Source organism: Luteimicrobium subarcticum (genome assembly GCF_002798015.1).
GTDB lineage: Bacteria > Actinomycetota > Actinomycetes > Actinomycetales > Cellulomonadaceae > Luteimicrobium > Luteimicrobium subarcticum.
On the sequence record NZ_PGTZ01000006.1, the window covers coordinates 257151 to 270500 of the forward strand.

The 13350-nt window shown below is 69.8% G+C and carries 12 protein-coding genes and 1 other RNA gene; 1 reads left to right on the forward strand and 12 read right to left on the reverse strand.

The genetic code is table 11. The features are described 5' to 3' along the window. Positions 1–3: 3 nt before the first annotated feature. From CLV34_RS01820 to CLV34_RS01860, 9 genes are all read right to left on the reverse strand, one after another. Complete coding sequence (locus CLV34_RS01820) at positions 4–1845, reverse strand: DEAD/DEAH box helicase (RefSeq protein ID WP_100348550.1); 1842 nt, start codon at positions 1843–1845, stop codon at positions 4–6. Continuing rightward, positions 1845–2159 carry a DUF3039 domain-containing protein gene (locus tag CLV34_RS01825; protein ID WP_100348551.1) on the reverse strand — a complete coding sequence of 105 codons (315 nt, stop codon included), beginning with the start codon at positions 2157–2159 and terminating at the stop codon, positions 1845–1847. Before CLV34_RS01825 ends, CLV34_RS01820 begins: the two co-directional genes overlap by 1 nt. Before the next feature lie 101 nt (positions 2160–2260). Then, complete coding sequence (locus CLV34_RS01830; RefSeq protein ID WP_100348552.1) at positions 2261–3688, reverse strand: extracellular solute-binding protein; 1428 nt, start codon at positions 3686–3688, stop codon at positions 2261–2263. A gap of 88 nt (positions 3689–3776) precedes the next feature. Further along, on the reverse strand, positions 3777–4559 hold the full coding sequence (gene nagB / locus CLV34_RS01835) for a glucosamine-6-phosphate deaminase (RefSeq protein WP_100348553.1): 783 nt from the start codon (positions 4557–4559) through the stop codon (positions 3777–3779). Positions 4560–4561: 2 nt separating this feature from the next. Beyond that, positions 4562–5542 carry an ROK family protein gene (locus tag CLV34_RS01840; protein ID WP_245858892.1) on the reverse strand — a complete coding sequence of 327 codons (981 nt, stop codon included), beginning with the start codon at positions 5540–5542 and terminating at the stop codon, positions 4562–4564. A gap of 1 nt (position 5543) precedes the next feature. Continuing rightward, positions 5544–6446, reverse strand: coding sequence for a carbohydrate ABC transporter permease (locus CLV34_RS01845; RefSeq protein WP_211289322.1), 903 nt, complete (start codon positions 6444–6446; stop codon positions 5544–5546). Beyond that, positions 6443–7426: a carbohydrate ABC transporter permease gene (locus CLV34_RS01850; protein ID WP_100348554.1), complete on the reverse strand. Its 984-nt coding sequence runs from the start codon at positions 7424–7426 to the stop codon at positions 6443–6445. The genes CLV34_RS01845 and CLV34_RS01850 overlap by 4 nt, the downstream gene beginning before the upstream one ends. A 53-nt stretch (positions 7427–7479) precedes the next feature. Then, the gene (locus CLV34_RS01855) at positions 7480–8835 is read right to left on the reverse strand and encodes an extracellular solute-binding protein (RefSeq protein WP_211289323.1); all 1356 of its coding nucleotides are present in this window, start codon (positions 8833–8835) and stop codon (positions 7480–7482) included. 85 nt (positions 8836–8920) lie between these two features. Then, positions 8921–10081: an ROK family transcriptional regulator gene (locus CLV34_RS01860; protein WP_100348556.1), complete on the reverse strand. Its 1161-nt coding sequence runs from the start codon at positions 10079–10081 to the stop codon at positions 8921–8923. A gap of 285 nt (positions 10082–10366) precedes the next feature. Here CLV34_RS01860 and CLV34_RS01865 point away from each other — a divergent pair, with 285 nt between their 5' ends. Next, a complete protein-coding gene (locus CLV34_RS01865) occupies positions 10367–10708 on the forward strand; it encodes a hypothetical protein (RefSeq protein WP_157803656.1) in 342 nt (113 codons plus the stop codon). Positions 10709–10779: 71 nt separating this feature from the next. Here CLV34_RS01865 and ssrA read toward each other — a convergent pair. From ssrA to CLV34_RS01880, 3 genes are all read right to left on the reverse strand, one after another. Next, positions 10780–11148: a transfer-messenger RNA gene (gene ssrA, locus CLV34_RS01870) on the reverse strand. Between the two features lie 119 nt (positions 11149–11267). Next, a complete protein-coding gene (gene smpB / locus CLV34_RS01875) occupies positions 11268–11738 on the reverse strand; it encodes an SsrA-binding protein SmpB (RefSeq protein WP_100348558.1) in 471 nt (156 codons plus the stop codon). Between the two features lie 141 nt (positions 11739–11879). Further along, complete coding sequence (locus tag CLV34_RS01880) at positions 11880–13349, reverse strand: M23 family metallopeptidase (RefSeq protein WP_100348559.1); 1470 nt, start codon at positions 13347–13349, stop codon at positions 11880–11882. Position 13350: the final 1 nt, after the last annotated feature.

Below are 13350 nucleotides of genomic sequence, written 5' to 3' on the forward strand. Positions count from 1 at the left end.
ACGTCAGCGCTTCCCGACGAACCAGCCCCGGACGAGGTCGACCCGCGCCTCGAGCTGCGTGGACGTCGCCTGCGGAACCTCGGGGCCCCCGCAGCGCCGTCGGAGCTCGTGGTGCACCGAACCGTGCGGCTGGCCCGACCGCCGCGCCCACGCCGACACGAGCTTCTGGAGCTCCTTGCGCAGCTCTCCGGCGCGCCGGTGCTCGGCCTCCGGGTCCGGTCCTGCAGCCCGCTGTCCGACCTGCGCCGCCTGCCGCTCGCGCAGCAGGGTCGTGACCTGGTCGGCGTCGAGCAGACCGGGCAGCCCCAAGAAGTCGAGCTCCTCGGCCGAGCCGACGTCGGCACCCGTGCCGAACTCGCCCCCGTCGAACAGGACGCGGTCGAACGTCGCCTGCGCCTCGAGCGCCTTGAACGTGCCCTCCAGCCCGTCCGGCCCGACTGCGTCGGGGCCCGAGCGGTCCTCGTTCGCCTGTGCGACGAGCGCGTCCTCCGGGGCGAACAGGTTCCCCTCCTCCTCGGCCGTCTGCGGACGGTCGAGGGCATGGTCGCGCTCCTCCTCCATCCCGTTCGCGAGCGCGAGGAGCTGCGGGACGCTCGGCAGGAAGATCGACGCCGTCTCCCCCCGGCGCCGGGCGCGCACGTAGCGCCCCACCGCCTGGGCGAAGAACAGCGGCGTCGACGTGCTCGTCGCGTACACGCCCACGGCGAGACGCGGGACGTCGACGCCCTCCGACACCATGCGGACGGCGACCATCCAGCGCTGCGTTCCGGCGGAGAAGTCGTCGATGCGGCTCGACGCGCCGTCGTCGTCGGACAGCACGACGGTGGGCGCCTCGCCCGTGATGCGACGCAGGTGCGCGGCGTACGCGCGCGCGTCCGACTGGTCGGACGCGATGACCAGCCCACCCGCGTCCGGGACGGCCCGCCGCACCTCGGACAGGCGCGTGTCGGCAGCCTGCAGCACCGACGGCACCCACTCCCCCTCCGGGTCGAGCGCGGTGCGCCACGCCTGCGCCGTCATGTCCTTGGTGAGCGCCTCGCCGAGACGCGCGCTCACCTCGTCGCCCGAGCGGGTGCGCCACCGCATGTTGCCCGAGTAGGACAGGAAGATCACGGGCCGCACGACGTGGTCGCGCAGCGCGCTCCCGTACCCGTAGGTGTAGTCGGCGACGGACCGGCGGATGCCGTCCGGGCCGCGGTCGTAGCGCACGAACGGGATCGCGGACGTGTCCGACCGGAACGGCGTGCCGGTGAGCGCCAGGCGGCGGGTCGCGCCCTCGAACGCCTCACGGACCGCGTCGCCCCACGACAGGGCGTCGCCGCCGTGGTGCACCTCGTCGAGGATGACGAGCGTGGGAGCCGCCTCCGTGCGCGCACGGTGCAGCGCCGGTTTGCTCGCGACCTGCGCGTACGTCAGCGCGACGCCGTCGTAGTGCGTGCCGTGGCGACCCTGCGCGTTCTTGAAGCTCGGGTCGATCTTGATGCCCACGCGCGCGGCCGCGTCGGCCCACTGGTGCTTGAGGTGCTCGGTGGGCGCGACTACCGTGACCCGGCGCACCGTGCCGCGCTCGAGAAGCTCGGTCGCGATGCGCAGCGCGAACGTCGTCTTGCCGGCGCCGGGTGTGGCGACGGCGAGGAAGTCCCGCGGGGCGCTGCGCTGGTACAGGTCGACGGCCTCGGCCTGCCACGCGCGGAGCTTCGACGCGGTACCCCAGGGGGCACGCCGCGGGTAGGCCGGCGAGAGGTGCTCGGCGGCAGCGGTCGACGCCGCGTGCGGGCCTGCGGCGAAGAGCGACGGCTGAGAGGAGGACGGGGGGGCGGTGGGACGGGAGGATTCGCGCGCCATCACTTGCCGGAGTCGCCCTCGCCGTCCTGCGGAGCGCGCAGCCCGTCGTAGATCTCCTTGCAGGTGGGGCAGACCGGGAACTTGTTCGGGTCGCGGCCCGGCACCCAGACCTTGCCACAGAGCGCGATGACCGGGTTGCCCGTCATCGCCGACTCCATGATCTTCTCCTTGCGCACGTAGTGCGCGAAGCGCTCGTGGTCGCCCGGCTCGGTGAGCTCCTGGGTCTCCTCGCGCTCGAGGACCGCGGTGGACGAGCCGCCGTCCGGGTCGGCGTGCGGTGCCGGGGAGGACGGGCTGGAGAGCGGTTCGGTCATGCCTCGATCCTACGTGCCGGTGACGACACGACGCCCCCGCCGCAGGTGCGGCGGGGGCGTCGGAACGGATCGGCCAGAGGCCGACGAGGGGTGCGAGGCACTCAGCCGTCCGCCTTCGTCGGCGCGTTGAGGATCTTCTCGATCTGCGCGTCGAGGTCGGCCGCGATCTTCGTGACGTCGCCACCCTTCGCGATCTTCTGGAAGGCGTCGTCGAGCACCTTCGAGTCCTCGACGTCCCTCCAGTTGGGCGCCGCAGGCGTCGACACAGCCTCGAGCGCCGACTTGGCCGCCTCGAGCGAGGTCGCGTCCTGCGGGAGGTGCACCGACGACGAGATGCGTCCCGGGATCATGGCCTGGACGGCGAGGAGGTCCTGGAACCCCTGCGACGTCATGATCTTGAGCGCCTCGTACGCCAGCTGCTGGTGCTCCGACTTCGCCGGGATCGCGAAGTTCGACCCGCCCGCGAACGTCTTCGCCACGGTGCCGGGCGTCAGACCCGGCATCGCGAACGCCTTGACCTCCTTCGCGTGGCCGTTCGGGCAGACCGAGTCGACGTACTTCGGGTCCTTGGCGATGTCCTCGGCGTTGGTCTTCTTGAGGGTCTCCACGGACGTCTGCATGGCCGGACCGAGGCTCACGTCGCCGGGCAGGTAGCCGACCTTGCCCGCGCAGAACTGGTACCGGTTCGCCGGGACCTCTCCGAGGTCGGCGTTGGTGGTCTCGTCCGTGTTCGCGGGGGCCACCGTGTCGTTGTTGGCCTCCTGGAAGGCCTGCTGGAACTGCTTGAGGCCCCGGATGCTGTCGGCGGTCGAGAAACCCGCCTTCCACGACCCGTCGTCCTGCTGCTGGGCGATGTAGCCGCCGTTGGTGTAGACGAAGGCGATGTCGTCGTGCCAGTCGCGACCGGGCAGGAACAGGCCGGCGTAGTCGACCTTGCGGAGCGCCGTCCCGTTGTGGACGAGGTCGCCCAACGTGGCGGGGTTGGTCAGCGTGACGTCCTTCGAGTCGTACCAGACGACGCGCGCTCCGGCGTAGAACGGAGCGGCGTAGAACTTGCCGTCGTACGTCCCACTCTGCACGAGGCCCTTGAGGAGGTCGGCCCCGCCGAGGTCGTCGAACTTGCCGGTGATGTCCGTGAGGACGCCCTGTGACGAGTACGTCGGCACGTCGGTGTTCCCGAGCTCGATCACGTCGGGCACGGTGCCCTCGCCCTTGACGACGGACTTCTCGTAGTCGTCCGTGCGGGTCGGCCAGGTGGTGTTGGCGAACGTCAGGGTGTTGCCGGGGAACTGCGTCTCGAAGGTCGCCTTGAGGTAGTCCATCGCGGGCTGCTCCGCAGGCGCGGGCGAGATGAACGACACGACGATGTTCTGCCCGGTGGGGAGCTTGGCGGCGGCCTTGTCCCCCGTGTCGGCGTCGGAGCTGCCGGAGCAGCCCGCGAGGACGAGCGCCGCCGCGGTGGCGGTCGCGAACAGGGGCAGTGCCACGCGTCGGGTGCGACGCGTGCGCGTGGTGAAGGAGGAGTTCACCGTGGGGTCCTCTCGGTACTGCTCGGTCGAGCGGTGCCGGCGCGCTCGCGCGCGCCGGCACGGTGTGCGGTGGGGTCGTCCCCTGGGATCAGAGGCCCTGCCAGCCGGGCTTGGACGCGTAGGTCTGGCGGTAGTAGTCGGCGAGCTGCAGACGGCTTGCCGCGGCGTCGTCCACGAGGACGGTCGCGTGCGGGTGCAGCTGCATGACGGTAGCAGGCCAGAGGGCCGAGATGGCGCCCTCGGCGAGCTGGTGGACAGCCTCGGCCTTGCCCTTGCCCGTGGCGAGCAGGACCAGGTGCTTCGCGGACATGATCGTCGCGAGGCCCTGCGTGAGGCAGTGCCGCGGCACCTGCTCGATGTCGTCGTCGAAGAAGCGCGCGTTGTCCTCGCGGGTCTGCGCCGTGAGCGTCTTGATGCGGGTGCGCGACGCCAGCGACGAGCCCGGCTCGTTGAACGCGATGTGGCCGTCCGTGCCGATCCCGAGGATCTGCAGGTCGACACCGCCGGCGTCCACGATCGCCTGCTCGTACGCCGCACAGGCGGCGGGCAGGTCGTCGGCGAGGCCGTCGGGGCCCTGGACCGCGTCGGGCGCGAAGTCCACCCGCGACGCGATCTCCGTCTCGATGACGTTCCGGTACCGCTCGGGGTGCTCGGCGGGCAGGCCGACGTACTCGTCGAGCATGAACGCACGCGTCTGCGCGAACGAGAGGCCGTCCTGGGTGTGCCGGCGAGCCAGCTCGTCGTACACCTTGAGCGGGCTCGATCCCGTCGCGAGACCGATCACGGCCTCCGGCTTCGAGCGGACGAGCCCCTCGATGGCATCGGCCGCGATGCGGGCGAGCTCCTCTGCGGGAGCGATGACGATCTCCATGTTCAGTCCTTCCGAAGTCCGGCCAGGGCGGCGCCCACGGCAGCGATCGGCACGTCGTTCGGCGCGAGCGACACCCGGTCACCGATCTTCAGGCTCGCGAGGAACGCCGAGCTGCGCGCCTGCACCTCGAGGTGCTCCCGGAGGAGCTCGAGGAGCTGCGGCCCGAGACCTGTGACGCCACCACCGATCACGACGCGCTCCACGTCGTACGAGAGCGTGATGATCCGCACGACGTCAGCGAGCGCTGCGCCGAAGTCCGCGCGGATCTCCCGCGCGAGCTCGTCACCGGCAGCAGCCGCCGCGAAGATCTCCAAGGGAGCGGGGACGTCGCCCGACGACGGCCACCGCCGCGCCAGGCCCGACCCGCTCGCGTAGAGCTCCACGCAGCCGCGCTGGCCGCAGGCGCACACCGGCCCGTCGGGCCGGATCGGGATGTGCCCGACCTCGCCCGCGGCACCGCTCGCACCCCGGCGCAGCTCACCGTTGATGACGATACCGGCAGCCATGCCGGTGCCGAGCGCCAGGTAGGCGAGGTCGTCCGAGCCGGGGCCGAGCGCGTACGAGGCCCCGAGGGCCGCGACGTTGAGGTCGTTGTCGACGCTCACCGTGGGCCCGCAGAGCTCGTCCGTGATCCGGGCGGCGAGAGGGAAGCTCTCGCCGGGGATGCCGAGGTTCACCGCGTGGTTCACGGAGCCGGTCAGCGGGTCCACGAGACCGGGGACACCGACGCCCACCGAACCGATGGCCGTGACTCCGATGCCGGCGTCGGAGGCGAGCTGCTGCACCACGTCCGTGGCGGAACGGACGACACCGTCCCCACCGCGGACCGTCGGGAGGCGGACGGACCGCAGGACGGTTCCGTCCGCGTCGAGCAGGACACCGAGGACTTTCGTCCCACCGATGTCCAGCCCGACCGCGAACGTCGTCGTCCCCGGGTCCCCCGCCTCGGTGTCGAGTGTCTCGATCGAGGCAGAGTTGGTCACGTCAGCCCTTCACCGCGCCGGCCGACATGCCGGAGACCAGCTTGCGCTGGATGAGCAGGAAGAAGATCACCACGGGCAGGGAGAACAGCACCGAGGCGGCCATCTGCGCCGCGTAGTTCGTCGCCTGGTTCGGCACGGAGAACGACGCGAGCCACAGCGGCAGCGTGTACATCGACTGGTCCTTCATGAACACGTACGCCGTCAGGTAGTCGTTCCACGCGGCGATGAACGCGAAGATGCTGGTCGAGATGACGCCCGGAGCGACGAGAGGGAACCAGATCTTCCACAGGATGGTCCACGTCTTGGCGCCGTCGACCTGCGCTGCCTCCTCCATCTCCTTGGGGATGGCGACGAAGAAGCCTCGCATGACCCAGATGGAGAACGGCAGCGTGGCTGCGACGTACGCCAGGATCAGACCGAGGTAGCTGCCGAGCAGGCCCAGGCGGTTGAACACGAGGAACTGCGGGATGAGCAGCGCCGCGGCGGGGAGCATCTGGACGGCGAGGATCGCGACGAGGATCGGTCGCCGGCTCTTGAAGCGGAACCTGGACAGAGCAGCCGACGCGAAGAAGGCGAGCCCGATCGCGAGGATCAGGGTACCCAGCACCACGATGACGGAGTTCCGCAGGTTGATGAGGAAGTCCGTCTTCGTGACCGCGGTGACGTAGTTCTGGAAGGTCGGATGCTTCGGGAGAAACTGCGGGGTGAGGTTGCTGACGTCGCCGAGCGGCTTGAACGACGTGTTCAGCATCCAGTAGACCGGGAACACCCAGATGAGCGACACGATCCCGGCGATGATGTTCGTGCCGGTGTTGTGACGGCGTCGGCGCCGGCGCGGCGCGACAGGGGGACGCTCGGCGGAGTCGACCGCGCCGAGCGGCGCGGCGGTGGAGGTGGCGGTCACAGGTCCTCCCCGGAACGGAGCAGTCGGCGGATGTAGAAGCCGGTGAAGATCATCAACAGGATGGTGGTCACGACAGCGGTGGCCGATCCGAGTCCGATCTTGAAGCCGACGAACGCCTGCTTGAAGTTCCAGACGCCGAGCGTGGACGTGGTGTCGTCCGGACCACCCTGCGTGAGCAGCCAGATCTGGTTGAAGACGTTGAAGTCCCAGATGATCGACAAGATGGAGATGAGCAGCAGCGTCGGGGCCAGGAACCGGATGGTGATCGCGAAGTAGATGCGACGCTCGGAGGCACCGTCGAGGCGCGCGGCCTCGTAGTAGGCCGGGTCGACCTGGCTCTGCGCCGCGTAGAGCGTGAGTGCGATGAACGGGACGGCCTGCCACACCACGAGCAGCCAGATCATCGTGAAGCCCAGCCAGGTGTTCTGCGCCCAGTTGGTCTGGGTCATGTCACCGAAGACGTGCAGCTGCGTCAGGAACCAGTTGAGGATTCCGTACCCGGGCTGGAACAGCCAGTTCCAGACCTGGGACGACGCGACGTTCGGCATCGCCCACGCAAAGATCAGCACGACGGTCAGCACGTAGCGCATCACCGTCGACGCACGGACCAGCACGTTCGAGAGGAACATCCCGATGATCACGCTGCCGAGCACCATCGCCGCCGTGAAGACGACGGTCCGCGCAAGAGCGGCCCAGAAGTCGGCATCCTGGAAGATCTCGGTGTAGTTGTCGAACCCGACGCTCTGATAGGCACCGGTGAACAGCGTGCGCTGGTTGGTGTTGGTGAAAGACGTGTAGACCAGGTAGACGATCGGGACGACCGTCAGCAGGACCATCACAAGCCCTGCAGGACTTACCAGAGCCCAGGGAGCGATCGACGCTCCGTTCTTGCGGCGAGAGCCACGCGGCTGCCGTGGCGCGATGAGCGCCACGGCAGCCGTGCCCTCGCCTGCGGACTCGTCCGCAGTCGGGGTGTTCATCGGGTTCTCCTACTGGGTCGCCCCGCAGGGGACCCGATCGGTGGTGCGGACGATCAGCTGTTGCCGTTCAGCGTCTCGTCGAGGTGCGAGTCGAACTCCTTCGCGGCATCGGCAGGCGTCTTCTTGCCGAGCGCGACCGAGGAGAAGAACTCCTGGACCGACTGGTCACCCTCGATGGGCAGCCAGTTCGGCGCCGGCGGGGCCGCCTTGGAGTTCGCGGCGGCCGCGTAGTACGGCTTGATGAGGTCGCTGGCCGAACCCTCGGCCTCCTTGGCACCCTCGACCGTGTTCGGGATCCAGGGCTGAGCAGCGAGGATCGACTGGATCTCCGGGCCCGCAGCGATCTTCGTCCAGACGAGCGCGAGGTCCTGGTTCTTCGACTTGGCGGCGATGCCCCAGTCGGACCCACCACCGAAGACGGGCTGCAGGCCGCTGCCCGACGAGCTCGGGATCGCGAAGGTGCCGAGGTCAGACTCCTTCACCTTGCCCTTGGAGCTGGCGACGACCGAACCCGGGTCCCAGAGCGCGCCGATGATGGTCGCGGCCTTGCCGTCCGCCATGATCTGGGTCTGGGCGGGCTCGGTCTTGCTGCCGGTGTCGATGCCCTGCGAGGCCTTGGTGGAGTACGTGTTCTGGAACGACTTCCACGTCTCGAGACCCTTCTGGGCCTCGGCCGAGGAGGTGGCGCCCGTCCACTTGCCGTCCGCCTGGGTGGCGATGTCGCCGCCCGCGTCCCAGATCCACTGCATGCCCGCGTACCAGTACTTGCCCGGCAGGTAGAACGGGGAGAAGTCCGCCGCGGTGTTCTTGGCCTTGATCTTGTCGAGGTCGGCCGTGAGGTCCGCGTAGGTCGTGGGGACGTCGGTGATGCCGGCGTCTGCCCAGATCTTCTTGTTGTAGATCGCGACGCGCACGCCGGCGAACGACGGCACGGCGTAGACCTTGCCGTCGAGCGTCGCCGGCTCGATGAGGGACGGGAGCCACGTGCGGTCCTGCTTCAGCGCGTCCTGGTACTGCGAGAGGTCCATCAGCGCGCCGTTGTACGCGTAGTTGGAGACCCAGGTGTTGCCGAGGTCGACGATGTCCGGGGTGTCGTCCTGGCCGAGAGCCGTCGAGAGCTTGGTGCTCGCGTTGGCCCACGGAAGCACCTGGACCTTGACCTCGGCGCCGGTCTCCGTCTTGAACTCGGAGTTGATCTTCGCGAGCGTCTCGTCCTTGTAGTCGCCCTCCATGACCCACACGTTGAGCGTCTTGCCCGTGCCGTCGACCTTGTCGATGGTCTTCTGGGTCGTGGCGTCCGGCGTCTTGCCGACCTCGCCGCCGTTGTCGCTGTCGCTGGAGCAGGCCGCCAGGCTGAGTGCGGCGACGATGCCGAAGGCGCCGATCGCCATGGTGCGTGTCTTCTTCAACGCATCTCCTAGTTTCGTGCGCTTCCGCGCATTCCGGGGAACCTGCCACAGCGCAGGGCGGTGCCAGGGTTGTCCATCTGGGTGGTCACGCGACCCCCAGCTGGTTTGCGAGGACGAGGACGGCGGCTCCCGCGAGCACGTCGTCCTCACCCAGGGTCGCCATCTCGAGCCGCAGCCCGCCGCCGATGGCCGGCAGCGTGCGCTGCTGGACGACGTCCAGTGCAGCGTCCCGCAGCGCGCCGCCCAGCAGGTCCGCAGGACCGCTCAGGAGGACGTCCGCGAGGTTGAGCGTGCTGATGACGGGCACCAGTGCCGCGCCGAACAGCGCTCCGACCGAGGCCAGGGCGGCCTCGGCAGCTTCAGCGTCCAGCCCGTCGACCCGTTGGCGCAGGGACGGGACGGACAGGATGGTCTCGAGGCAGCCGTGGCGGCCGCAGGCGCACAGCGCGCCATCTTGCTCGACGACCGTGATGTGGCCGATCTCGCCGGCGGCGCTCCCACGTCCACGCAGCGGGACGCCGTCGAGCATGATGCCCGCGCCGACGCCCTCACCGATCGCGACCACCATGAGGCCGTCGCCGTCAGCGCCACCGAACGTGTACTCGCCGAGCGCCGCGATGTTCGCGTCGTTGGCGACGTGCACCGGGATGCCGAGGCGGTCGGTCAGCTGCGCACCGAGCGGCTCGTCGTACCAGCGCCGGTTCGGGGCCTGGATCACGACGCCGGCGTCGTCGACGACACCGGGCGAGCCGATGCCGACGCCGATGACCGGCTGCCCCGCCTGCGCGATGAGCCCCCGGGCGAAGCGGGCGAGCAGGTCGACCATGTCGGCGCCCGTGCGACCCTCGATGTGGAGGCTCTCGCGGTGGACGAACTCCCCCGTGAGGGTCGAGACCGCGCCGCGCATGACCTCGCCGTCGGTGAGATCGATCGAGACGATCTCGAACGCGTCCGTGCGCATCCCGACGAGGATCGCCGGCTTGCCGACGCGCTGCCCGGGACGGATGCCCAGCTCCTCGACGAGGCCCTCAGCCATGAGTGCCGCGACCAGGTCCGAGATCGTCACCCGCGTGAGCGAGGTGGCCCGTGCGAGGTCCGCTCGGGACGTGGGGCCCTCGTGGAACAGGTACCGCAGGACGAGCGAACGGTTGTGCGCGCGAGCGTGCTCGGGGAGCACCTTCGCGTTGGATCGCAGTGCGCCCAGGCCTCGCCTGGGGGCTGCTGCGCCGCTGACCGTCGTCGTCATGGGTGTTAGTAGACCTTCCTTACGAAGCGTCGTCAACTTTCTTCCTCCGACCGTGTCCAATCCGTGACCTGACGTTCACGCGGCCGTGCTCGTGGAGAAGTTGTCGAGCGCTCGTGAGCCCTGGTCACGCTCCGGGAACGCGTCCCGGCCCAAGGTCACGAGTCGCTCACAGCCTCGTTCCACCAGGGACTCGACCGAGCTCGCGCGCCTATGGTTTCAGGTACCTGACCGATGACGTACCGCGCGGACCCGACCGGCCCCGCGCGAGAGCGAGAGGAGTCCCTCGTGAACCTCGCCCCGGCCCCCGCCCCCGCCCGCCGCGTGGGCAGGCTGCACGCCCCGGACTCCCGGCTCGTCGGCCATCTCGTGACGCGCGTCGCGACCCACTGGGACGTGGTGGGCCCGCACCGTCGCCCCCTCTACGCCAACCCCAAGGAGCGGCTCGAGTGGCGCGTCGCGTACGTCGACCACCGCCCGGACCTCTACTGCGACGACCCCGCTGCCGTCACCCACGCGGCGAGCCGTGAGATCGCCGGCGGCCACCTCGTCGTCGACGGAGCCGACCTGCACGTCACCTGGCTCGACGGTCAGGAGGCCGAGGACGCCTGGCGCACCCTGCGCTGGTGACCCAGAACGTGCCCGAGACAGCACGAAGGCCGCCCCCTCGCGGGGGCGGCCTTCGTGTCACACGGGGTGTGCAGTGGAGGTGCGGGGAATCGAACCCCGGTCCGGTGACGCAGATCCAGGACTTCTCCGGGCGCAGTCCGCTACGGATTTTCTCGGCCCCAGCACTCACGCAGACAAGCTGCTGACAGGCCCAGTCGTCAAAGAGTCCCTGTTACGCCGACGACGGACGCAACAAGCAGTGGCCCTCTAGATGACGCCAGCTACCAGGTCGAGAGCAACCCTGGGCTGACGGACTTCGAAGCCTCGCTCAGGCGGCGAGGGCGAAGTCGGTGCGCTTGGAATCGGCACCTATAGGTTTGCAGGCATCGTTAACGAGACAAGCCTGCGTTCTCGGCCCGCTTCTCCTGGAAGCACGACCACCGTCGAAACCGATCACCCCCATGTGCAGTTGTCAACGCACCGACCTGCCGCGAACGGCAGGCTGGGCGACGACGCACGCCGAAGCGTGCAGGTCCAGCCTAGTCGATGAACCCCGGACGCAGCACCGCTATTCCGTGCGTCAGGCGATCTCCCGCTGCCGCATGGCGCGCCGCGCCTCGAGGTCGTCCTGCCGCTCGCGCAGCGTCTGGCGCTTGTCGTACTCCTTCTTGCCGCGGGCGAGCGCGATCTCGACCTTCGCGCGACCGTCGAGGAAGTACAGGGCGAGCGGCACGATCGTGTGCCCCTTCTCGCGGGTGCGCGCCTCCAGCCGGTCGATCTCGTCGCGGTGGAGCAGCAGCTTGCGCTTGCGGCGCGGCGCGTGGTTCGTCCACGTGCCCTCGGAGTACTCGGGGATGTACACGTGCTCGAGCCACGCCTCACCATGGTCCACCAGGACGAACCCGTCGACGAGGGAGGCACGCCCCTGCCGCAGCGCCTTGACCTCGGTCCCGCTCAGCACCAGGCCGGCCTCGAGCACGTCCTCGATGACGTAGTCGTGCCGGGCCTTGCGGTTGCTGGCGACCAGCTTGCGACCGGTCTCCTTCGGCATGGTGGCCTCCAGGGCGTACGACGGCCGGGGCGGCCGAGGGGCGGGAACGGGAACCACCCTACGCGGGACGGCCCACGGCGTCCGGCGATTTCGCGCAGAGCACGGCACCCTCGCGGAGTCGCACGAACGCGAGACCTCGCGTCAGAGGAAGATCATCGGGTTGACGTAGGTCGAGTTCTCCATGACCTCGAAGTGCAGGTGGCAGCCCGTGCTGAGCCCGTAGTTGCCCGCGTAGCCCACGACCTCGCCCTGGGACACGTGCTCCCCCGGGTGCACGACGTACCGGACCATGTGGTTGTACGTCGTGAACAGGCGGTAGGTCTTGTACCGCCCGTGATCGACGATCACCCGGTTCCCGTACCCGTCGACCCAGCCGGAGAACACGACGTAGCCGTCCGCCGCCGAGTGGATCGGCACACCGCAGGGCGCGTGCAGGTCGACCCCGGTGTGCTCGCGCCAGATGTGCAGGATCGGGTGCAGGCGCCAGCCGAACGGCGACGTCACGTACGAGTTGGCGACGGGCCACGCCAGCACCCCCGAGCTCTTCAGCCCGACCGCGCCGCCGCCGGAACCCGAGCCACCGCCGGAGCCCGAACCTCCGCCGGACCCGGACCCGGAGCCGGACCCGCCGCCCGAGCCCGACTTGTGCTTGCGGGCCTCCTCCTCGGCCTTCTTCTTCGCCGCTGCGGCCCGCTTGGCGCGCTCCACCGCCTCGCGGTGCTCGATCTGCTTGACGTAGGTCGTGACCTGCTGCTTCGCCGCCGCGAGGTCCGCCTTGTTCTCGTCGAGCGACGCGAGCGCCTTGGTCTTCTCGCGCTGGATCGCGGCCTTCTTCGCCGTCTGCTGCGCGAGCAGGGCGTCGACTTCCTTCTTGCGCTCCGCCGCAGCAGCCTGTGCCGTCTGCGCCTCGGCGACCTTCGCGTCCGCCTGCTTCTTGAGCGACGCGACCTCGTCCTGCACCGCATGGAGGCGCGCCTCGCGGTTCGTCGCCACCGCCTGCGTGCGCTGGAGGGCCGCGAGGTCACGGGTCTGCGTCCGCGCGACCGTCCGCGCGATCGCGTGGTCGTCCACGTACTGCTCCGGGCTCTGCGCCCCGGTGACGACGCCCAACGACGACAGCCCGCCCGCGCCCCGCATCGACTGCCGTGCCAGCCCCGCCACGTCCGCGCGCGCGGCTGCCACGTCCTTCGCGCCCGTGTCGACCTGCTCGCCGAGCGTCGCGACCTCCTCCTGCGCGTCGGCCAGGCGCTGTGCGAGCAGCGTCTGCTCGCGCTGGGTCGACGCCACCTTCGCGTTCGCGGCGTCGAGGTCGGCCTGCGCGACCGGGAGCTTCGCCTCGATCGTGTTGAGGTCGAGCACCGCCTTCTGCAGGGACGCGCTCGTGTCCTCGAGGTCCGCCTGCAACGTCTCGCGCTGCTCCTCGATCTTGTGCTGCTGCGCCTGCGCCGCCGCCTTCTTGTCGTCCAGGTCGTCCGCGGACGCACCGACAGACGCGACCACCGGGCTCGCCAGCAAGGCCGCGGCGAGCAGCGCCACCACCCAGCGCGCCGCCCAGCGGGCGCGCCGCGTGACCGCGCGCTGCACCGTCGGACCCTTCACCGCTCGCGTCATC